18 protein-coding genes and 1 pseudogene are annotated in these 20,350 nt (G+C 61.3%); 4 read left to right on the forward strand and 15 right to left on the reverse strand.

Annotation, left to right across the window (positions count from 1 at the left end):
- Positions 1 to 79 precede the first annotated feature (79 nt).
- Complete coding sequence (locus ACQY4Y_RS24555) at positions 80 to 865, reverse strand: SDR family NAD(P)-dependent oxidoreductase (RefSeq protein WP_428493195.1); 786 nt, start codon at positions 863 to 865, stop codon at positions 80 to 82.
- A 157-nt stretch (positions 866 to 1,022) separates the two neighbouring features.
- Here ACQY4Y_RS24555 and ACQY4Y_RS24560 point away from each other — a divergent pair, with 157 nt between their 5' ends.
- Positions 1,023 to 3,155: an acetate--CoA ligase family protein gene (locus tag ACQY4Y_RS24560; protein WP_428493196.1), complete on the forward strand. Its 2,133-nt coding sequence runs from the start codon at positions 1,023 to 1,025 to the stop codon at positions 3,153 to 3,155.
- 142 nt (positions 3,156 to 3,297) lie between these two features.
- Here ACQY4Y_RS24560 and lexA read toward each other — a convergent pair whose 3' ends face one another.
- From lexA to ACQY4Y_RS24580, 4 genes and pseudogenes are all read right to left on the reverse strand, one after another.
- On the reverse strand, positions 3,298 to 4,023 hold the full coding sequence (gene lexA / locus ACQY4Y_RS24565) for a transcriptional repressor LexA (RefSeq protein WP_428493197.1): 726 nt from the start codon (positions 4,021 to 4,023) through the stop codon (positions 3,298 to 3,300).
- Positions 4,024 to 4,165: 142 nt separating this feature from the next.
- Positions 4,166 to 5,371, reverse strand: a complete 1,206-nt coding sequence (locus ACQY4Y_RS24570; RefSeq protein ID WP_428493198.1) for a molybdopterin molybdotransferase MoeA — start codon at positions 5,369 to 5,371, stop codon at positions 4,166 to 4,168.
- Between the two features lie 125 nt (positions 5,372 to 5,496).
- A pseudogene (locus tag ACQY4Y_RS24575) lies at positions 5,497 to 7,092 on the reverse strand (ABC transporter substrate-binding protein).
- Between the two features lie 94 nt (positions 7,093 to 7,186).
- Positions 7,187 to 8,227, reverse strand: a complete 1,041-nt coding sequence (locus ACQY4Y_RS24580; protein ID WP_428493199.1) for a LacI family DNA-binding transcriptional regulator — start codon at positions 8,225 to 8,227, stop codon at positions 7,187 to 7,189.
- 107 nt (positions 8,228 to 8,334) lie between these two features.
- On the opposite strand from ACQY4Y_RS24580, the gene ACQY4Y_RS24585 reads away from it, so the two are divergent.
- On the forward strand, positions 8,335 to 9,261 hold the full coding sequence (locus ACQY4Y_RS24585) for an LLM class F420-dependent oxidoreductase (RefSeq protein ID WP_428493200.1): 927 nt from the start codon (positions 8,335 to 8,337) through the stop codon (positions 9,259 to 9,261).
- Positions 9,262 to 9,279: 18 nt separating this feature from the next.
- On the opposite strand, the gene ACQY4Y_RS24590 is transcribed toward ACQY4Y_RS24585, so the two are convergent.
- The 7 genes from ACQY4Y_RS24590 to ACQY4Y_RS24620 all read right to left on the reverse strand — a co-directional run bounded on the left by ACQY4Y_RS24590 (position 9,280) and on the right by ACQY4Y_RS24620 (position 16,610).
- Positions 9,280 to 10,551 (reverse strand): MFS transporter, encoded by a 1,272-nt coding sequence (locus ACQY4Y_RS24590; RefSeq protein WP_428493201.1) that lies wholly within the window; start codon positions 10,549 to 10,551, stop codon positions 9,280 to 9,282.
- Positions 10,552 to 10,576: 25 nt separating this feature from the next.
- The gene (locus tag ACQY4Y_RS24595; protein WP_428493202.1) at positions 10,577 to 11,116 is read right to left on the reverse strand and encodes a cyclase family protein; all 540 of its coding nucleotides are present in this window, start codon (positions 11,114 to 11,116) and stop codon (positions 10,577 to 10,579) included.
- A gap of 183 nt (positions 11,117 to 11,299) precedes the next feature.
- Complete coding sequence (locus tag ACQY4Y_RS24600) at positions 11,300 to 12,547, reverse strand: MFS transporter (protein ID WP_428493203.1); 1,248 nt, start codon at positions 12,545 to 12,547, stop codon at positions 11,300 to 11,302.
- Positions 12,548 to 12,666: 119 nt separating this feature from the next.
- On the reverse strand, positions 12,667 to 13,725 hold the full coding sequence (locus ACQY4Y_RS24605; RefSeq protein WP_428493204.1) for a dihydroorotate dehydrogenase: 1,059 nt from the start codon (positions 13,723 to 13,725) through the stop codon (positions 12,667 to 12,669).
- A complete protein-coding gene (locus tag ACQY4Y_RS24610; RefSeq protein WP_428493205.1) occupies positions 13,722 to 14,954 on the reverse strand; it encodes an acyl-CoA dehydrogenase family protein in 1,233 nt (410 codons plus the stop codon). The genes ACQY4Y_RS24605 and ACQY4Y_RS24610 overlap by 4 nt, the downstream gene beginning before the upstream one ends.
- A gap of 68 nt (positions 14,955 to 15,022) precedes the next feature.
- On the reverse strand, positions 15,023 to 16,126 hold the full coding sequence (locus tag ACQY4Y_RS24615) for an acyl-CoA dehydrogenase family protein (RefSeq protein ID WP_428493206.1): 1,104 nt from the start codon (positions 16,124 to 16,126) through the stop codon (positions 15,023 to 15,025).
- A 286-nt stretch (positions 16,127 to 16,412) separates the two neighbouring features.
- Positions 16,413 to 16,610, reverse strand: coding sequence for a hypothetical protein (locus ACQY4Y_RS24620; RefSeq protein ID WP_428493207.1), 198 nt, complete (start codon positions 16,608 to 16,610; stop codon positions 16,413 to 16,415).
- Between the two features lie 144 nt (positions 16,611 to 16,754).
- On the opposite strand from ACQY4Y_RS24620, the gene ACQY4Y_RS24625 reads away from it, so the two are divergent.
- Together ACQY4Y_RS24625 and ACQY4Y_RS24630 are read left to right on the forward strand one after the other, a co-directional pair.
- Complete coding sequence (locus ACQY4Y_RS24625) at positions 16,755 to 17,105, forward strand: transposase (RefSeq protein WP_428489847.1); 351 nt, start codon at positions 16,755 to 16,757, stop codon at positions 17,103 to 17,105.
- The gene (locus ACQY4Y_RS24630) at positions 17,078 to 17,902 is read left to right on the forward strand and encodes an IS3 family transposase (RefSeq protein WP_428493629.1); all 825 of its coding nucleotides are present in this window, start codon (positions 17,078 to 17,080) and stop codon (positions 17,900 to 17,902) included. Before ACQY4Y_RS24625 ends, ACQY4Y_RS24630 begins: the two co-directional genes overlap by 28 nt.
- A 180-nt stretch (positions 17,903 to 18,082) precedes the next feature.
- Here the strand turns inward: ACQY4Y_RS24630 and ACQY4Y_RS24635 are convergent, their stop codons facing one another.
- The 3 genes from ACQY4Y_RS24635 to ACQY4Y_RS24645 are packed head-to-tail and all read right to left on the reverse strand — an operon-like array spanning position 18,083 to position 20,163.
- Complete coding sequence (locus ACQY4Y_RS24635; RefSeq protein ID WP_428493208.1) at positions 18,083 to 18,841, reverse strand: CDP-diacylglycerol diphosphatase; 759 nt, start codon at positions 18,839 to 18,841, stop codon at positions 18,083 to 18,085.
- Positions 18,842 to 19,753, reverse strand: a complete 912-nt coding sequence (locus ACQY4Y_RS24640) for an NAD(P)-dependent oxidoreductase (protein WP_428493209.1) — start codon at positions 19,751 to 19,753, stop codon at positions 18,842 to 18,844.
- Positions 19,750 to 20,163, reverse strand: a complete 414-nt coding sequence (locus ACQY4Y_RS24645) for a carboxymuconolactone decarboxylase family protein (protein ID WP_428493210.1) — start codon at positions 20,161 to 20,163, stop codon at positions 19,750 to 19,752. The genes ACQY4Y_RS24640 and ACQY4Y_RS24645 overlap by 4 nt, the downstream gene beginning before the upstream one ends.
- Positions 20,164 to 20,350 lie beyond the last annotated feature (187 nt).

The following is a 20,350-nucleotide window of genomic DNA, read 5'->3' on the forward strand; positions in this document are numbered from 1 at the left end:
CAGCTCAGCCGGTCCCGGCGGCAAGGGGTGCATAGGTCTTGCCGACGCGCGGGGCGAAGTTTTGGTGGTTCAGGCTGGATCAATCATCGTGCGACACGACCGATCCGGCGGTCGTTCCGCCGTCGATGACAATTGTCTGGCCGGTGGTGAAGCTTCCCGCAGCGGAGGCCAGGAAGACGGCCGCGCCTGCGATTTCGTCCGGTTCACCGATCCGCTGAAGCGGGGTATTCTTGGTGCGTTTTCGATATAGTGTCGGATTTTCCCATAATGCCCTAGCAAAGTCCGTTCTCACCAGACCCGGTGCTATGGCGTTGGCGCGAATGTTCTTCGGCCCCCACTCCACCGCGATATTTCGTGCCAACTGCATATCGGCTGCCTTGGAGATCGCGTAAGTGCCAAGCTGGGCGGAGCCGCGCAGGCCACCGATGGAGGAGATGATGATCACCGAACCACCGCCGCGTTTCGCGATGTGCGGGAGCGCCATATTGGCAAGCCACCAATTGCTGCGGACATTGGAACCCATCACCCGCTCATAGGCGTCGTCGGGCATGCCCGCGGCAGGCCCGAGATAGGGGTTCACCCCGGCGTTCTGCACAAGTATGTCGATCCCGCCGCAGCGCGACAATGTCTGATCGACAAGGTTCTGCAGTTCCTCCTTGCGCGCGATATGGCAGGGGATGACATGGGCTTTGCCACCGACGTCGCGAATTCTGGCGGCGACGGCCTCGCACGCGTCCGGCTTTCGGCTTGAGACAATGACGGTCGCGCCATGTTCGGCCATGCGCGTCGCTATGGCGAGACCGATCCCCTTGGTAGACCCGGTGACGATGGCGACTTTGCCGGTGAGGTCGAACAGTGACGCCATCTTGATTTTCCTCTTGAGTTTGCGGCACCTGGACTGAGTGGCATGTCGCTTGCCATACGACCGGGATCGCAAATTCGCCGCTGTCGCGCGGCGTAGCTTGCCGAGCCATTACCCGTGAGTATGCTGGCCGGATCGGGAACGTCAATCGGGCGAGAACATGCCAATCAGACGAACCGGCGTTTATCGCCGCGAAGAACTCACTCGGCTGTTGCATCCGGCCAGCATCGCCGTCATCGGGGCCTCGACGCGACCTGGTTCGTTTGGCAAGCAGGTGCTCGCCAACATGGATCACTATACCGGGAGGGCTTATCCGGTAAACGCGCGCTACAGCAGTATCGGCGCGCGCACCTGCTATCCGAATGTTCGCGACCTGCCCGAGGTGCCGGATTGCGCGGTGATTACCGCCCCGCGGGAAGCGGTCGAAGAAATTGTGCTGGACTGCGCCAAGGCGGGGGTCGGGGGCGCCATCATCTTCGCCTCGGGCTACTCCGAGACCGGCAAGGACGATCGCGTCGCCCAGCAGGAACGCCTGGCGGCGATCGCACAGGAGACCGGCTTGCGGATCGTCGGTCCGAACTGCATTGGCGTGGTGAATGCCCTGTTGGACAGCCGCATAACGTTCATGGACATCACGCCGATCCCGAAGCCGGAACGGAACGCGGTCGGGATTGTCAGCCAGTCGGGGGCATTGGGCATGGCATTGGCGCAAGGCGTGGTGCGAGGGCTCTCGGTCAGTCATGTCATGACGTCGGGCAATTCCTGTGACGTGGATATGGCGGACTTCGTCAACTACCTGGCGACCGATCCGGCCTGCGGATCGATTGCCTGCGTGTTCGAGGGCATGGCGACGCCGGACCGGCTGGTGCTCGCGGCGGAGAATGCTTGGGCGGCCGACAAGCCATTGGTGATCTTCAAGATGGCGACCGGCGAGCAAGGTGCGCAGGCCGCCATGTCGCATACCGGGTCGCTGGCGGGTTCGAATGCGTCCTATCGAGCCGTCTTCAAGCGGGCGGGAGCGATCGTTGTGGACGAGTTCGAGGCGTTGATGGAAACCGCGGCATTCTTCGCCAAGGCGCCGGCGCCGAAAGCCTCGGGCGCGGCGATCGTCGCGGCATCAGGCGGGGCGGCGATCATGGCGGCCGATCGAGCCGAGCAGTGGGGGGTGCTCCTGCCGCAGCCGAGTGGCGACGTACGGGCCATTCTGGAGTCTCGCATTCCGGAGTTCGGATCGTCGCGCAACCCTTGCGACGTCACCGCTCAGATCCTGGCTGACCCTGAATCGCTTGGGGTTTGCGCGAACGCCCTCCTGAGCGATCCGCAATATGGCGTTCTGGTCTCGCCTTTGACCTATGGCTATGCGCCATCAGCAAAGCGACCGCAGACCTACAGCGCGTTGGCCGAGCAGCATGGAAAGATGGCCTGCGTTGTGTGGCAGACGGAATGGCAGGACGGACCGGGCGTCGTGGAGGCAAATCAGTGCAACAGGGTTGCGCTATTCCGGTCGATGAGCACCTGTTTCGCCACGCTGGCCGCTTGGCAATGGCGTTTCAACAAACGCATGGCTGATGCGCCGAAAGTTGCCGCGACACCGGCTGAAACGATGGTTCGGGCCAAGGAGCTGCTTGCCGCCGCCGATGGGCGGACCTTGACCGAACGTGAGGCGAAGTCGGTATTGGCGTTGTATGGCGTGCCTGTCGTAGGTGAGCGGCTGGCCACATCGATCGAGGGCGCAGTGAACGCGGCGGCGGCGTTGGGTTATCCGGTGGTGCTGAAAGTCGAGTCTCCGGATCTGCCGCACAAGACCGAGGCTGGGGTGATCCGGCTGAACCTGCGCGACGCGGACGAGGTGCGGGACGGGTATACGGCTGTGATGGCGAACGCGGCCAAGGTCCCGTCACCGGTGCGGATTCACGGGGTGCTGGTGCAGCCGATGGTGCCGCAAGGGATCGAGATTGTTGTTGGGGCCAGTAACGACCCTTTGTTCGGACCAATGATTGTTGTCGGGCTTGGCGGGATTCTGGTGGAGGTGCTGAATGACACCGCACTGTCGCCGGCCCCGGTAACACCGTTCGAGGCTGAGAATCTGCTGCGGCAACTTAAAGGCGTGAAGTTGCTGGAGGGCTACCGCGGCATGCAGGCGGTGGATATGAAGCAGCTGGCGCGGGTCATAAGCGATGTGTCCCGCCTAGCGGCGGATCATCGCGATTCGGTTGCTGAAATGGATGTAAATCCGGTTATTTGCACGGGAGATCGGATTACGGCGGTGGATGCGCTAATCGTGCTGGTTTGATTGTATCGCGGCAGGATCAACTGTTGGCAAAGAGTCGCGGCTGACTGTTCGGGCGCACGATGATCGAAACTTGACAGGTCGCCCAGAATTTGCGGGTCCGCGGCCGCGAGATATGGGGATCTGTCGAGCAAAGGCATCGCATTCAATATGTCCGCATCAGCGCAACGATCCGGCCCTGCACCTTGACCTGGTCGGCCGGAAAAATGCGGGTCTCGTGCCTGACATTGCATGGCTCAAGCGCGATCGAGTTGCCGCGCCGGCGCAGTCGTTTCAGTGTGACCTCGGTGTCGTCGACGAGTGCCACGACGATTTGCCCGTTTTCGGCGGTATCACCCTTACGAATGATTACGGTGTCGCCATCCAGTATGCCGGCCTCAACCATCGAGTCGCCTGCAACCTCCAGACCGTAATGTTCGCCTGGGCCAAGCAGGGCAAGCGGCACTTCGATGTAGCTGGTGGTATCACGGAGAGCCTCGATCGGCAGGCCGGCGGCGATGCGGCCGTGCAACGGCAACTGGATCGCGCCTGCATCGTTCGCGGTGCGAACCCCCGACAGGCGTTGAGTGAAGTCACCTCGGATAACGTTCGGCTTAAAGCCAGGCGGCATGTCGGCTTCGGGGGGAGCGGTCGCCGGGGTATCGTGGGACAGCATGTTGTCCGGCAGACGCAGCACGTCCAGAGCACGAGCGCGATGATGTCGACGGGCGAGATATCCCCGTTCCTCCAACGCCGAGATCAGCCGGTGGATACCCGATTTCGACTTCAGTTTCAGAGCGTCTTTCATCTCCTCAAAGCTCGGAGAGAAGCCAGTCTGCTTCAGATGGCGTTCGATATAAACCAGCAGTTCATATTGCTTGCGCGTCAACATTGCGGACTTCCTTGCATATTTGCCGGAACAAATCGGCAACCGTCGAAGCCGTTCTATGTTGGTTCCGTTGCTGTCGTCAAGCGAAACTGTGGATAATCATGCAAATCTCAGTATCTCAGCGGGCTTTCTTGAAGCTATAGCCTCACAAACCGAGCGAATCGAGTCGGATTATGCCGACCTCGGCGCCCTCCGGCAGGGCAGGTGCGTTGGGCGCACGCAAGACGAGCGCGTCGGCATTCGCCAGCCGGCGGAGCATCGCGGAATCCTGCACTGGGAAAGGCGTCACGACGATACGGCCGTCTTCATTGATGCGCAGCGTTGCCCGCAGATGGTCGGCGCGGCGATCATTCTGCTTCACTGGCGTGCCGAGGAATGCCGGGGACACAGGTGGTGATGCTACGGCCAAACCGGACAAGCGGGCCAACGCCGGCAGCAAGAACAAGATCGCGCAAACCAAGGCTGAAACCGGGTTACCTGGCAAACCGAGAACGGGAGTGACACCGAGTTGGCCGAACATTAACGGTTTCCCGGGACGCATGGCGATCTGCCAGAAATCAAGTGTCATGCCGCGAGCCGTCAGCGCCGCGATCACCAGATCGTGGTCGCCAACCGAGGCTCCGCCCGTGGTGACCAACATATCCATGCCGACGACCGTGTCGGCAACTGCACCGATCGCCGCCTGCTGGTCTCGCGCGACCGGCAGGACCACGGACTCGCCGCCGGCTGCTTGGACCAAGGCGGCGAGCGCGTGAGAGTTGGAACTTACGATTCCACCGGGTGGAATTGGTTCGCCGGGCATGGCGATCTCGTCGCCAGTTGCCAAGATGGCGACGCGGGGGCGGCGATGCACTGACAGCCACGGGTGATTTGCAGCGGCGGCCAAGCCGATGTCGCGGGCGGTCAGTCGCCGACCAGACCGAATCACGACATCCCCCGCGGCGAAATCCTGCCCAGCGCGACGGATGTGCCGGCCGGCCACGGCCGATTCGTTGACTCGGACACAATCTCCGTCGCGGGTGGCATCTTCTTGAAGGAGGATGGCGTCCGCGCCGATCGGGATAACACTGCCCGTAAACAGGCGGACGGCTTCGCGGGGGCCTACCTGCCCGTCGAATGGATGACCGGCCGGAGCGGCGCCGATTACGCGCAGATCGGCGTCGACGACGCCATCCATCGCGCGCAGCGCATAGCCGTCCATCGCCGAGACGTCAGCGGGAGGCTGCGTCAGGCGCGCGGTCAAATCCCCGGCGGTGACACGGTTCCAGGCGTTGGCGAGGGCGACGATCTCGGCTGGTGTTTCGTGCAATGCCTTCAAAAGGCGGCCGCGGGCTTCCTCGACACTGATCATAACTTCGCTCCTGGGACGTGGGATTATTGTGGGCGAAGCCGGCAAGCGTCTCAAGTTGGTGGCCAGAGCGGGTTACCGTCGGCAGTTACCAAGGGCTATATTCGTGAAATCGGCGTAGAGCCGTCTCACAAACGCCTGACGTTAGTGAACAGAATTAGGCCCTTCATCAGATCGGCCAAGTCGTTCCGATATGCTACTGGTTGAAAGTATAGGCCCAGCGGCATCGCCGGCGCGTCGTGAAACGCCTGGCGCTGGATGTCCGCCGCCAGGGACTTTTGCGCAGATGCATCGGTGGCGCGAAGCCACTGATCCCGCAGCGCCTCAAGCTTCGGCAAAGTTGGCCAGCCGAACCAAGCGTTCTTGCCGTTACCGCGCAACAGTGCGTTGCCCGCCGGGTTATCGAGGTCCAGGCCGCCCCACATAGAGCCGAAAATGCTCCAGCCGCCATCGGCAATCGGCTGACTTCGCGTCGTCCGCTGCACAACAGTTCCCCAGTCAGTTGAGACATAGTCGACGTTCAGACCGATCTTGCCCAATATATCGGCACCGACCTCGCAGATCGCGGTGATGCGCGGGACGTCGGCCGCGCCCAACAAAACCACTTTCTCGCCGCTTTAGCCGGCCGCCTGCACCGCTTTGCGCAAGGCGGCAAAGTCGGGATTAGGACTGAAGTTCTCCATTCCGGCGTTGGAAGCGTAAACCGAGCTGGGGGCGAAGAAACCGACATGGTCGTTGATCACGCCAGGATCCCCGTCGCCGGCAACGGCGGTCATAAATTCCTTCTGATTCACCGCGTGTAGTGCAGCCCGGCGGATCGCCGGATTGTCGAACGGCGGGTATAGATGGTTGAAACGCAGCACACCCACCAGGCCGGTGGTTTCCATGATTTCAACTCGCAGATTGTGATCGGATTTGAGCGACGGAACCAGATCCATGACCGGTTGCTCGACCCAGTCGACCTCGCCAGCGCGTAGGGCTGCGGCCTGAGTGGATGGATCGGGCGTCGTCAGCCACTGCACGCGATCGAAATTGGCAATCCGGGGGCCGGCACAGAAGCTGGCGACACCTTCGCGCGGGCGATATTTTTCGAATTTTGCATATGCGTTGCGTGCGCCGGAGACACGTTCTTCCGGCAAGAAGCGAAACGGGCCGCTGCCAACCATCTCGTTCAGCAGCGTGCCGGAGGGAGTCGTCGCCAGCCGCTCCGGCATGATCACCGCCATCAGGTTCGTCGGCTTCGCCAGCGCTTGTGGTAACAGTGGAAACGGGCGGTTCAAGCGGAAAACGATCTGCTTGTCGGTTGGTGCGGAGAGGTCGTCGGTCGCCGCCATCAGGGCCTGTCCGAATGCGTCTTTGGCGCCCCAGCGGCGCAGGCTGGCGACGACGTCTCGGCCGAGCACCGGCGTGCCGTCGTGGAACAGCAACTCATCACGGAGGGTCAGTGTCCAGACCTTCTGATCGGACTCGACGGCATGGCCGGCCAACATCTGGTGCTGCGCCTCGCCGCGGGCGTCCAGTGCGAACAGCGTATCGAAGATCATCATGACGTGGTTTCGAGTGACGAACGCACTGACAAGCGGATCGAGCAGAGCAAGGTCGGCGTAGGGCACGAACTTCAGTGTCGTGGCCGAGGCCGCTCGTACTAGCGATGGGCGGCCTATGCCACCGGCGAGCGCAGTTGCCGCCGCACGGCCGAAGAACTGACGTCTTTTCTTGCGCACAACTCCGCAGCATCGAACCAATCGGTAGTGGAGTGGGCAGCAAGAACCGCGCCAGCGAGGCGGTTTCGCGGCGTTGCCAGAGGTGGCTATGCCGTCAGGCGCTGGCGCGGTCCACGATGCGGAAGGCGACATGCACCCTATCGCCGCCGCTGGGCCCCTCTCCGGCCAGACGACGCAGAAGGAAAGCGGCCGCGGTCCGACCTGTGCCCGCTCCTTCGAGGCTGACCGTTGTGATCGGTGGCTCGCTCATGGCGCTGAGTTCGAAATTGCCGAAACCGCAGACGCCTAGACGTTGCGGAATGGCTATACCGTTCATGCGGGCCTCGGTAACCACACCAAACGCAAGGAGGTCAGAGCTGCAGAATACCGCACAGCGCTGATCGAGAAATGGCAGCAGCGCACGCAGGCCGGCACGTCCGGCGCCGATGGTGCTCGGCGCCGGCATGTTCTGGTCAAGCACCAGGGAGGCGCTGGACTTGATTACCGTTTCGGTAAACCCGCGCGCACGGGTCATCGCCCGGGAGTCGCGTGCGGTCAGCACAGCGAAACGATCGTGGCCTTTGTTCAACATGAACCTTGCAACATCAGCGCCTACCTGAGCGTGGTCGAAGCCGATCAGCATATCGATCGGACGGTTGGAGACGTCCCAGATCTCGACCACCGGGATGCGCGCCTCGATCAGCATCTGCCAAGCGGCTGGGCTGTAGCCCGATCCGGTAATCAGCAACGCATCCGGGCGGCGCCCCAGAACCGCGCGGAAAAGGGCCTCGTCGTCGGTGTCGTCGTAGCCACAAATCGACAGCATGACCTGATAGCCGGCGTGGCGCATGTCGTCGGAGAACGATTGCACGACGCTGGCGAACATCGGATGCGCGATGGTGGGGACGATAGCGGCGACCATGCGGGATTTGCGCGATGACAATCCGCCGGCGATGAGATTGGGAACATAGCTCAGGCGATCGATCGCTTCGCGGACGCGGGCGGTGGTTTCCGGTGAGACACGGTCGGGGGTGTTGATCACGCGGGAGACGGTCATCGGGGCGACTCCCGCCGCGGCGGCCACGTCGGTGATCTTAACTGGGGTGTTTTTCGCAGTTGCCTGGCTGTCGGCAGGAGCGCGCTCCGGTTCGGACACGGGTTTTTCCTCGATTGCCGCTGGTCTGGCGACAAGCTAGCCTGCCGATGCATGGTCGACCAGGGCGGATGACAGGGCGTTCATGATGGCGGGGAATTCCAAGTGACTTGACAGCCGCTGAACCAGGAAAACCTTGGCGAGATCCAGCTCGAAACGGCCAGCAGGAGGAAAGCAAGATGCTGAAATCAGGCGTATCGATGTTCTTCACCGACTATTCGATGCAACCCGGCGCACTCGGCCAGGCCTTAGAGCAGCGAGGCTTTGAATCGCTGTGGGCGCCAGAGCATTCGCACATACCGCTTAGCCGCAAGTCGCCGTTTCCTGGCGGCGGCGACCTGCCGAAGCGCTACTACGATGCGATGGATCCGTTCGTGACTCTGACAGCGGCGGCAGCGGCGACCAAAATGCTGATGGTCGGCACTGGCGTCTGCCTGGTGGCTCAGCGTGATCCGATCCAGACCGCGAAACTGGTCGCCTCGATCGATCAGGTGTCAGGTGGCCGGTTCTTGTTTGGCGTGGGTAATGGCTGGAACCAGGATGAGTTGGAAGATCACGGTGTAAAGTTTGCCGATCGGCACAAGGCTGCCAGGGAGCGGATCGAGGCGATGAAGCAGATCTGGACCCAATCGAAGCCGGAATATCATGGTGAATTCGTCAACTTCGATGCGATGATGACGTGGCCGAAACCGGTACGGAAGCCGCATCCTCCGGTGATCGTTGGGGGCGCATTTCCTTACTCCGCCCGCCGGGCCATCCGCTATGGTGACGGGTGGATTCCGCAGGCGGCACGCAGCGGGTATCAGGAGATTGGCGACCTGATTCCGGAGTTTCGCAAAATGGCGACCGAGGCGGGACGCAAACCGGACGAGATCGCGGTCACCGTATGGTTCCCGCGGCGGGAGCGAGATCTGATGAAGCGCTACGCGGATCTTGGTGTGGAGCGGGTGGTGTTCAATCTGGAGTCGGAGGCTGCCGACAAGGTCCTGCCGGTGATTGATGAGATCGCTGACTTCATGCGGGCCGCGGGAGCGTAGGCGGCGTCTTCGGCGAGGTTACCGCGCCAGTTCCTGCACTGAAACTGGTTGCTTGAGCACCGCACGGTCGGACAGCATCAGGGTATAGACGGCGGCGCCCGCCAGAGCGATTACAGCGGCCGCTGTCATTGGTGCCATCCATGACCCGGTTAGCTGAAGCAACACGCCGACCATGATTGGCGCAACGAGCCCTGCCGCGTTGCCTACACAGTTCTGAATGGCGCTGACCTGAGCCCCCTGCTGGGTCGGCGCAATCTCGGCGTTCGCGGCCCAGACCACACTGTTGGTGATGAGTAGGCCAAATAGCGCGACGGACAGGCATGCCACGGTGGCAGTCAGCGTCGCGGTGAACAGCGACATCAGCGAGGTCATGCTGAGGATCATTCCGAGGCCGAGAAACGCTTTTCTTGCACGCATGATCGGCCACCCGCGGCGCACCAGGAGGTCCGACATCCGGCCGCCGACCAAGGCACCGACGAGGCCGAAGAACCACGGGATCGAGCCGAACAGCCCGGTGCGCAGCGCCGTGAGATGATGCTGCTCGATCAAGTAGGTCGGCAACCAGGTCAGAAGAAAATACAGATTGAACAGTAGCGCGGCATGCCCAATCGACAGGCCGAGAATGTTGCGGTTCGTAAGCAACTCGCCCCAGGTCGCGTGGGTCGGCAGGGCCTCGCGTTTGCTGTTTTGGTGAAGATAGGCGCGTTCCGCGTCATTAGCGCTTTTGTGCTGATCTGGTTGCCGGTAGTAAGCGATCCAGCCAAGCGCCCAGAGCACTGCGATCACGCCGGTGCCGACAAAGACCGTCTGCCAGCCGAAGTCCGCCAGTAGCCAGCCGATGAATGGAGACCCGATGAAGACCCCGAGCGGCACGCCGGCTACGGTCATGGCGGACGCGAAGCCCCGTTCGTGGTCGGCCGCCCAGAAGCCGATGACCTTGGTCCCGGCCGGAGCCAGCGGTGCCTCACCAACACCCAGCAATGTGCGCCATGCGATGAGCGAGACGACGCCGGTCGCGGTGGCGGTAAGCATGGTCGCGACGCCCCATAACAAAGCCGCGCCGCCGTAGACGAAGCGTACCCCGAACTTGTCGAGGGCGAGGCCCATGGGCACCTGCAGCAGGAAGTAGGTCCACAGGAACGCTGACAAAACGATTCCCATGCCTGCCGGGCCTATGCCGAATTCCTTCATCAGGGTCGGCGCGGCGTAAGATAGATTGACCCGGTCGACGTAGTTGATAGTCGTCGCTATCAGTAGCACGGCGATAATTCGCCATCTGACATTCGTCATTAGGTGAGCACTCTTTTCTTGGACGCTATTCAACCCACGCAACCGCGCAGATCGGGCTGCCTGAACCGCCGCGGATCTTGAGCGGGAAGCCGATAAATCGAAACCGCCCTAGACCAACCAATTTATCAAGGTTCACCAAACCTTCCATGTGGGTGAAGCCCATGTCACGGCAAACGTGATGCACCTCGAAATTGTTGCGGCCTGGTCGGCCGGGACTGACTGCTTCGACACCGAACATGGTGATGCCTTTTTCACCGAGCGACGTCGCCGACTTTTTTGTAAGCCCGGGAAAATCGGTGATGTAGGCATCGGTGCCTTGGGTGCGGCGATAGAAATCCATGTGCAGCAGTACGGTGTCTTTCGGCTTGATGTCGATCCCCGCGGCGCGTTCGGCAACCTCGAGATCGGAGATACTAATGTCGGACTTTAGCTTTTTGTGCGAAAGATCTAGGCAGACCGCTTCTGTAAAGAAGTTCTCGAGCGGCACCTCGTCGATGCCTTTCGCCTCGGGCCGCTCGTCGAAGTGCAGCGGGGCGTCAACATGGGTACCGGAGTGGTCGCCCATGTTGAGCGACATCACCGCCGAGGAGCAGGAGTAGCCATCGGCGAATCGCTTTTCCTCATTTGTGGGAGAACGGTGCGATAATCACCGTTGGCTGGTTCGGCAGCCGCGCCATCTTGTGGTGGATCTCGCGGCTAAGATCGATCAGCTTCATCTGGTGGCGTTCTTTTCCGACTGCATGGGCCCTTAGATCGCGCGACGATAGCGAATGCCAATCGAGCAGAGGAACAGCCCGGCCCCCGCGACGGCGAACATCATCAGGGCGAGATAGTAGGAGCCGGTGGTGCTAACGATCAGCCCGACAGTCACTGGCACGACGATGCCGGAGATGTTGCCGGCGAAGTTCATCGAACCGGCAAGAAATCCGGCCTTCTCTCCACCTATGAGCAGGCCTGGGAGGGTCCAATACATGCCGCACCAGCGCAGAAAGAAAAGCGTTGTCGCCAACAAAGTGATCACCGCGGCCTCTTGATGCACATAGGCGACGAGGAAAACCGCGATGGTTGCCAGGCCCGAAGAGATGCCGAAGAGACGACGATACACTTTCTCGGTCGAGGCTTGGGTGCGCAGCCAATGATCGAGCAGTTGGCCGCCGATCAACTCCCCGACGAAGCCAGCGAAGAATACCAGAAATGAGGCCCAGCCGAGCGCTGCGATATCTAGTCCTTGGGTTTTTGACAGAAAGATGGGAACCCAGGTGAGAAATCCATACCAGAGCGAATTGAAGCAGAACCAGCCTACGAACAACATCCATATCGACGGTGAACGGAACACCCCGGAGAGTGAGGCGCTGCCGTCAGCATCCGCGGCAGAACGACGAAGTCCATCCTGGATGTGCGAGCGTTCCTGGTGGTTGGTTGAGTCATGCTCATGCGGATGGTTGCGGATGTAGAACCAGGCGAATGCGCCACAGACCATAGTGCCAATGCCGGCGACCAGGAACGCCGCGCGCCACGATCCGAACGCACTGATCAGGCCGGCGATGATCAGCGATCCCAGTGCCGTTCCCAAGGGCGCCCCGCCGTCCAGCAGGGCGGCGGCCCGGCCTCGCTCGGTCGGTGTCATCCACATACCGATCAGCTTTGCGCCGGCCGGGTAAATCGGACCCTCGGCGAGGCCGAGGCCGACCCGGGTCAGCAGCATGGTGATCCAACCGGTTGCTCCCGCGGCGAGGGCAGCGAAGCTTCCCCAGGCGATGGTCGCACCGGCGATGACCGAACGCGGAAGGAAGCGATCCGCCAGCATGCCGCCGGGGATCTGCATGGCGCAGTAGCTCCAGAAAAAACCGCTCAGCAGCAGCCCCTGAACGGCTGGCGAGATGTTGAACTCGCGGCTGATGGTCGGCATTGCCACCGACAAGGACGCACGGTCGATGTAGTTGATGGCGACAGTGCCCAGAATCAGGAAAAAGATGCGCCACCTGACATTTGTCATGTCAGAGGTCATCGTTGCGCTTAACGGTTCGTCCATGTCATCCCCTTCTCGCAATCGGGGATATCGCCGATTGGACGCTGACACAACTTTACCACCCTACTGGAGCTGCTTGCGCGGCTTCAGTGCGGTTTCGTGTCCGCCAATGTTTCTGATGGCACAAAGTCTCGCCACCTGTCAGGGGTCAAGGGCGATTCGCCATATCCGTGCAAGGCATCGGCCGAGCGACCGATCAAATCTTGGAATGTCAGGTCACGATGGTCAAGAAACGATGTCAGTTGATCGACTATCCGTGTGAACGCGCCGAACCCTTCATGCATTACGATCGACAAAGCTTCAGTGGCGACGGCGCCGCAGAGCGCCATGCGCACTACGTCCCGGCCGGAACGCACGCCGTTGGTGCCGATCAGGGGCAGCGACTTCTGGGTCGCTTGGCGTGTCAGCGCCAAGAAGCGGCAGACGATGGGGAGCGCCCAGCCACCGCCATATGCAGCGGAGGTTCCCAGCACTGGCTTGAAGGTCTCAAGGTCGGGCACCAGACCCATGAAGCGGCCCATGATGCAGACCGCATCGGCACCTCCGTTTTGCGCCGCCATCGCGAGGGCAGGCAAGTTGGGCGAAAGACCGGTCAGCTTGACCCAAAGCTGCATACCGTGGGTCGCTGCGCGCACTTGACGCACCAGATCTGACAGTCGGTCGGGATCAGTCTCTTGCGCAATCGCAGCGGGTGTGGCCTCGGAGGCATGCGGCGCTCCAACATTCAATTCGAAGACCCGCAGGCCAGCCTGACGGGCCGTTGCGGCGATCGAAATGGCTCCCGGAGGGCGTGCGTAGACGATGCTGGCAGCGACGAACTTGCCCTCGACGCGGGCTTCCCGATCAAGCGCGGCGATTGCGTCAAGCCACTCGGCAGTGTCGCGTTGCGTGAGGCCGGAACGGTTGAACAGAGAGACCCCCTGCCCCGATGTCGGCGTTCCATCCGCATCCAGACGGACGTAGTCGGCGCGGTCCAATTGATTGCTTGCGGCGGCGCTTTCATTCACGGATTTGGCGATTACGCCGGCCACGCCGGCGCGGAGTGCGGCGCGGATGCCCGCCTCGGTCATAACTGGTTCCCCGGCCGCGCAGATGACTGGGTTCAGTAGAGGGAAGCATCCAATCGTCGTCGCGACACGTGTCACCGTTTGCCTGTCGGTACCTGGTTGAACGGCTTGCCCTTGTCGACCCGAATGTCGGACGGCAGACCAAGCACGCGTTCGGCAATGATGTTGCGTAAGATCTCATCGGAGCCACCGGCGATCCGTGAGCTAGGCGACGAGAGCAGGGCGGACTGAAACATCGCGTAGGCCTCGGTCAGATCGTCATCGATGACGAGGCCTCCCGCGCCCATAAGATCCAGCCCGTAATTCGCGATGTCCTGCAGCTTAGAGGCGTTGACCAGCTTATGGATCGAATTTTCCGGGCCTGGTGTCTGGCCCTTCGACAACGCGGTCATGGTGCGGAACCGCGTGAATTTCAGGCCTTGGGAGCGTGCGTGCCATTCGGCAATCTTTTCACGCACCGCGCCATTGCGGATTGCCGGCTTGCCGTCGATTCGCGCCTTGCGGCTGAGTTCCAGCAGGTCATCGACCTCGGGCCGCTGCACGTCGCCGACGGCGAGGCGTTCGTTCATCAGCGTCGTCAGCGAGACCTTCCACCCCTGCCCCACCGCGCCGAGGCGTTGGCTGTCGGGAACACGAACGTCGGTAAAGAAAACCTCGTTGAAATGGCGCGCCCCTGACATCTGGTGGATTGGCCGGATATCAATGCCGGGAGACTTCATATCGAGGAAGAAGAACGTCAGACCTTCATGTTTCGGTAAATTTGGATCGGTCCTCACGACGACGATGCCAAAATCCGACAGATGCGCGCCGGAGGTCCATATCTTCTGCCCGTTGATAATCCAGGTGTCGCCATCACGCTCTGCCCGCGTCCGCAGCGCCGCGAGATCCGATCCGCCGGCTGGTTCGCTGAATAACTGGCACCAGACTTCCTCGCCGCGGAGGGCGGGTCTAACGTAGCGGTCAAGTTGCTCGGGCTTCGCGTACGTCATCATGGTCGGGATGCACATGCCGAGTCCGATCTCGAACAGGCCGCGCGGTACGGCGAAATCATCTTCTTCCTGGTTGTAGATTACTTGCAGTATGGGCGAAGCCTCGCGACCGCCGAACTGTTTTGGCCAGGTCAGACCGGCGTAGCCCGCGTCGGCTTTTTGGGCCTGCCATGCCTTACAGCGCTTTACTGAGTCGGCATCGACTCCGGATTGACGCAGCACGGGGCGGTTGCCGGCTTTTGGTTCGGCGTTGGCGTTGAGGAAGGCGCGTGCCTCGGCTCGAAACGCGGCTTCTTCGGGGGTATCTTTGAAATCCATGATGTGTTTTCCCTCTATGGATCGTACGCTTCACGCGATGTGAAAGAACCGCCCAGCGCGAGCGTCGGTTAGGCCGCATTACGTGTTTCAAGCAAATCGACCAGGCGATTCTTCCAGAAGGGTGCCGATCCGATACCCAGCCCAAGCTGCTTGGACCGCCGATAGAACAGATGGCAGTCGACCGCCCAGGTGAAGCCGATCCCGCCATGGATCTGGATGTTTTCCTTGGATGCCAGATGGAACGCCTCGATCGCCGAGACCCGAGCGGTTGCCGCGGCCAATGGCAGGTCGGTGGCGTCTGCTTCCAGAGCCCATGCGCCGTAGTAGGCATTGGAACGCGCCAGTTCGAGGGCCACGTAGATATCCGCCAGCTTGTGCTTTATCGCCTGAAACGATCCGATCGGTCGCCCGAAAGCGAAACGCTCCTGCGCGTACTCACGCGCCATTTGCAGGCAGGCGTCCGCTCCGCCGACTTGTTCGAATGCGAACAGAATTGCCGCGCGATCGAGGACCCGCTGAATAGCGCCCCATCCACCGGAGCCCAAACGCTGGATTGGGGCGCCGTCAAAGTCCAGCCGGGCGTGGTTGCGTGTCGGATCCAATGTGCGAAGGTCACGCCGGCGGACGCTGGCCAGATCGGTCACGAACAGGCTGGGTTGCCGATGCTCGTCACAGGCCACCACCACGGCAATGCCGGCGATCCCGCCATCCGCAACGGGCCATTTGGCGCCCGTCAAGCGGCCACCGACGACGCGCGCATGGATCTGGGTGGGATCCGGATTGCCGTTGCCCTCTGACAGCGCGAGGCAGCCGATCAGCGAGCCGTCCGCCAGCTTCGGCAGATATTCCTGTCGCTGGGCATCGGAACCAGCGGTCAGGATCGCCTCCGCCGCCAGGTACGCGGTCGATCCGAACGGAATTGGAGCCACGGCTCGGCCGATCTCCTCGGCGAGTACGCAAAGGCCTTCGTAGCCTAAGCCCGCGCCGCCGAATTCTTCCGGAATTGCGGCACCGATCCAGCCCATCTCGGCAATTTCGTGCCACAGATCGGCGGCATAACTTTCTTGGGCGTCCAGCGACCGCCGGACAACCCCCGAGTTACAGCGCTCGAACAGAAACCGCCTGGATTGGTCTCGAAGCTGCTTCAGGTCATCGGAAAAGTCGAAGTTCATGATGTCCCCCCTTCCCTTCACGTTGCCAGTGGATTGGCCCGGTGTGAAGCGTCAAGCCTCGTGTTTGCCGGGCAGGCAAATGGAAAGGTGTTTTGTATCGACTATGGCCGTCGGCAGCAGACCCAAACGGGGGTGATCGCTAATGATGCGGGTCTGTGACGTCGCGGGATACGGCTTCACTTGGGATGAATGATCTCCTCGTGCGTTATTCATGGGTCCTGAGAGGATTGCCGTGCGGGTCGGGTTACAGCGCGCAGTGCCGACGGGTGGTCCGGATTGTAACCAATCAATGATGTGGCACTACATCGTCAAAGAGGGTTGGCGGCCAGTTGAGCATTGGGACGGGCTGTAGTTCCTTCGCCTCAGAGGCCATGGCCTCTGCCAAAGTCGCTTTGTGCACACGAATGGCTTTGCGCGTGGCAAAGCCAAGCTCTTCCCATTGAAACCAATCGTCACTCAGGGCTTTCAGGCTCTCCATGTCCATCGCAGGTCCCCCTTCGAGCGGCACTGCTACCGGATGAACCGTTAACAAACTGTGATTTGCCTCATATGGAGTGCGCCCCTGCGGGTGGACAGTTTGAGTTCGTAGATTTGACCCCCCTGATCGGGCTTCTGGAGACTAGAAGCCATGACCAAGCATCGTTCCCATAGTGCGGCGTTCAAGCGGCAGGTAGCCGAGGAATTCATCGCCGGGGAGGCGCTGCATGCGCTGTCCAAGCGCCACGACATCTCGCGCCAGCTGATCCGGATCTGGGTTGGCAAGTTTGAAGCCGGGGCGTTGGATGATGATGTCCAGGCGGCTGACCTGCTTCAGGAATACGAAGCCAAGATCGCAGCTCTGGAGCGGATGGTCGGTCGCCAGGCGCTGGAGATCGAGATGCTAAAGGGGGCTCTCAAGCAGGCACCCCGGCCGAAAAGCGCGAATACCTCCGTCGTCACCGGCCCCGTGGCATCACCGCCCGCCGGGGGTGCGAACTGATGGGGCTGGCGCGCTCGACGTTCTACGACGCACCGCCCATCGCGGCGTCTCAGGACGATCTCGTCCAACGGATCAGCAAGATCTGTGACGAATTTGAGTGCTACGGGTACCGACGGGTGAGTGCGGCCCTCCGCCACCAGGGTATGGTGGTGAATAGCAAGAAGATCCGCCGCCTGATGCGCGAGCATGATCTGCAACCGAAGCGCCGCCGACGGCATGTCGTCACCACCGACAGCAACCATGCCAGCCCGATCTTCAAGAACCTGACCAAGGGCCTGGTGGTCGAGCGCTCCAATCAGCTCTGGATCGCGGACCTGACCTATGTGGCGATCCCGGGTGGCTTCGTCTATCTCGCCGCCATCCTGGACGCCTGGTCGCGCAAAGTGATCGGCTACGCCATCAGCCGATCGATGGATGCCCGGATTGCGATCGCCGCCTTCAAGGCCGCCATCCGCCTGCGTCAGCCGCCCAAGGATTGTATTCACCATTCCGATCGGGGGGCGCAATACGCGTCGGACGCCTATCGCACTTTGATTGCCGAGTACGGCCTAAAAGGTTCGATGAGCCGACGCGGCAATCCCTATGATAATGCCAAAGCCGAGAGCTTCATGAAAACCTTGAAGGTCGAGGCGGTTTACTTGGCAGCCTATGAAACCTTCGAGGATGTTACCGCCGGTCTTCCACGCTTCATCGACGAGGTCTACAACACCAAACGACTGCATTCAGCGCTTGGCTATCTCAGCCCGGCCCAGTTTGAGGATCAACACACCCGCCAGACGGTCAAAATGCTGGCTTGATTCTGTCCACCCGCAGGGGCGCACTCCAATATCGGGTCAAGATTTTTCAGATTGGGATGGGTCGGCGGTGGCATGAGGCCCCGATCGGATCGTGCGGCTTGACTTCGTCGCTGACCATAACGACCGGCATGATGCCGGCTTTGCGGATTGGGTTGACCGACAAGCAGAAAAGCTCATGCGCTACTTCAGCGCAATGGCACAACTGTGGTCCTGCAATTGTTCCCCGGACGCACGATCGCCCGCCGCAAGGTCGGCATAATCATCGAGCAGAACGAAGCCTTCGCGCCCGTCGGCAAAATTCGCTCCGACCAGCACTAGGGTGTGCAGCCCGAGGTTTCGCTGGGATGGTAAAATGTGATCCGCAAGCAGGCGGAACGGTTCAACGTCGTGGAGGTTTTCCTGGTTGATCCGAATGGATCGGTAGTTGTGTCCGGCAAGCGGCACCGGAAATGGAGCCCATTCGCCGGCGACGCTTTCAAGGTTAGCGGCAAGGGCGCTAACCACATCGGGACGGATACAGTCGATATGGATATGCAATTGATTTTGAGTTCGGGCAAGCAGGGAATTTATTGCCAGCGAGACCGCGTCCCATGGCAGCGAGGTGTGCAGGCGCTGGTCCACGAAGCTGCGTGCCTTCCAAGCAGCCTCCCAGTAGTTGGTCGCGCCCGGCGCCAGGATCGCGGGATCCTCGATGCCGCCGATTCTTGCTGTGGGGATCAGCAAGAACTGGGCGACGCCGTTGATGTCCTTCAGGACGCCGTAGCCCCTGGCGACGCCACCCTTCAGGTCGATCTCAGCACAGGGAAACGGATTGTGCTCGGACACTTCGTGCGGCACGCACTGGCCATTGACGATTTTCCACAACGCAGAGGGATCCGACGCGCCAACGCCCGAGGGAACCATTGTCACAACGAGCAGAGCGCCTACCAGCAGACGCACTCAACTGGGATCCAGTTCAGAGCCTGCCAGCAGTTCGCATAGTTTCGCCATCTCGGTGTGATCGGCCCCCGGCCCAAATTTAGCCTGTGCCGAAACGATTAGCTCGTTCACGAGCGCTGACATCGGAGCGGCGGTGGCTGTCTCGCGGCCAACCTGCATGGCGATGGATAAGTCCTTGGCCAACAGACCGAGGGTGAAACCCGCATCGAACTTTCGCGACAGCACGAACTGCTTGAACTTTTTTTGCGTGGAGTTGTTCATTCCGGTAGCAGCATTCAGGACGTCGGTCATGACACCCGGATTCAGACCGAAGCGCTGGCCGATCAGCAACGCCTCGATCCCGATCAGGAAACCGCCGGTGCTGACCATGTTATTCAGCGCCTTCATTGCCTGACCGGACCCGACCGCGCCGGTCTTCAGCACCGATGCTCCCATCGCCGACAGTAGCGGCATCACCTTTTCGATCGTCGCATCATCTCCGCCCGCCATGATGGCGAGTTGCCCTGTCTTCGCCCGCGGCACGCCACCTGAAACCGGAGCGTCGATCAACGTACCACCAAGGGCCGCCACTTGCTCCGCCAGACGTTGGGTGATGGACGGCACTCCCGAGCTCATTTCGATGATGACGGAACCGGGCTTCATTCCGGCCAAAAGGTTGTCGTCGCCTGCCGTCAGGACGCGTTCAACAATGGCGCTGGTCGGAAGCATCGTCACGACGATGTCCGAGCCTTCGGTCAGTTGCCGGAGGCTGTCGGGGGCAAATCCGCCGACCTGTTGGACGAAGTTGTCGGCGATTTCGCGGCGGGAGTCGTTGACGTTGACCGCGAAGCCGGCCTTCACTAGGCAGGCGGCCATCGGCCAGCCCATATTGCCGACGCCGACGAAGCCGACTGTCGTTGCCATCTCGATCATGCCTTCCCGCCGTCGACCTCCTTGAACACCTCCGTGGCAATCTTGAAGGCCTCGAGACAGGCGGGAATGCCGCAGTAGGCACCCACCTGCATCAGGATTTCCTTGATCTCATCGCGGCTGACGCCGTTGGTCAACGCGGCCTTCAGATGCAGGTGCAGTTCGGAGCCTCGGTTCAGCGCGGACAGCATCGTCAGGTTGATCATACTGCGGGTCTTCCGATCGAGGCCCGGGCGGGTCCAGCACATGCCCCATGCGATCTCAGTGGTCATTTGTTGGAAGGCCGCGTTAAAGTCGTTGGCGCGTGCCAGAGAGGCATCCACATATTCGCCGCCCAGAACGTCGCGGCGGACGGCCAGGCCTTTTTTGAACAGTTCACTCTGGTATTCCGGGCGGTTCGGGATTTCGACCATGCTTGGTCTCCTCGGGTGCTCGGACGGGCGGACCGTAGGCGAGGTCGGGCGCACGAGCAAGGACGTGGCCAGGGTTCGTTATATGGAGACCCGGGACAGAGGAGACCCGGGACAGACGGGTGGTGAGTTCCGGGATGCAAGTGGCTGTGGGAAGAGCATTTTCCGAGTGAATCGCAAGGCCGACGGA

This window comes from Rhodopila sp. (genome assembly GCF_965277165.1).
Taxonomy (GTDB): Bacteria; Pseudomonadota; Alphaproteobacteria; order Acetobacterales; family Acetobacteraceae; genus Rhodopila.

Bases quoted from the DNA above. Each gene is read 5' to 3' on its own strand.
- ACQY4Y_RS24555 (WP_428493195.1), bottom strand. From the start codon at position 865: ATGGCGTCACTGTTCGACCTCACCGGCAAAGTCGCCATCGTCACCGGG.
- ACQY4Y_RS24560 (WP_428493196.1), top strand. From the start codon at position 1,023: ATGCCAATCAGACGAACCGGCGTTTATCGCCGCGAAGAACTCACTCGG.
- lexA (WP_428493197.1), bottom strand. From the start codon at position 4,023: ATGTTGACGCGCAAGCAATATGAACTGCTGGTTTATATCGAACGCCAT.
- ACQY4Y_RS24570 (WP_428493198.1), bottom strand. From the start codon at position 5,371: ATGATCAGTGTCGAGGAAGCCCGCGGCCGCCTTTTGAAGGCATTGCAC.
- ACQY4Y_RS24590 (WP_428493201.1), bottom strand. From the start codon at position 10,551: ATGACGAATGTCAGATGGCGAATTATCGCCGTGCTACTGATAGCGACG.
- ACQY4Y_RS24595 (WP_428493202.1), bottom strand. From the start codon at position 11,116: ATGGGCGACCACTCCGGTACCCATGTTGACGCCCCGCTGCACTTCGAC.
- ACQY4Y_RS24600 (WP_428493203.1), bottom strand. From the start codon at position 12,547: ATGACAAATGTCAGGTGGCGCATCTTTTTCCTGATTCTGGGCACTGTC.
- ACQY4Y_RS24610 (WP_428493205.1), bottom strand. From the start codon at position 14,954: ATGGATTTCAAAGATACCCCCGAAGAAGCCGCGTTTCGAGCCGAGGCA.
- ACQY4Y_RS24615 (WP_428493206.1), bottom strand. From the start codon at position 16,126: ATGAACTTCGACTTTTCCGATGACCTGAAGCAGCTTCGAGACCAATCC.
- ACQY4Y_RS24620 (WP_428493207.1), bottom strand. From the start codon at position 16,610: ATGGACATGGAGAGCCTGAAAGCCCTGAGTGACGATTGGTTTCAATGG.
- ACQY4Y_RS24625 (WP_428489847.1), top strand. From the start codon at position 16,755: ATGACCAAGCATCGTTCCCATAGTGCGGCGTTCAAGCGGCAGGTAGCC.
- ACQY4Y_RS24640 (WP_428493209.1), bottom strand. From the start codon at position 19,753: ATGATCGAGATGGCAACGACAGTCGGCTTCGTCGGCGTCGGCAATATG.
- ACQY4Y_RS24645 (WP_428493210.1), bottom strand. From the start codon at position 20,163: ATGGTCGAAATCCCGAACCGCCCGGAATACCAGAGTGAACTGTTCAAA.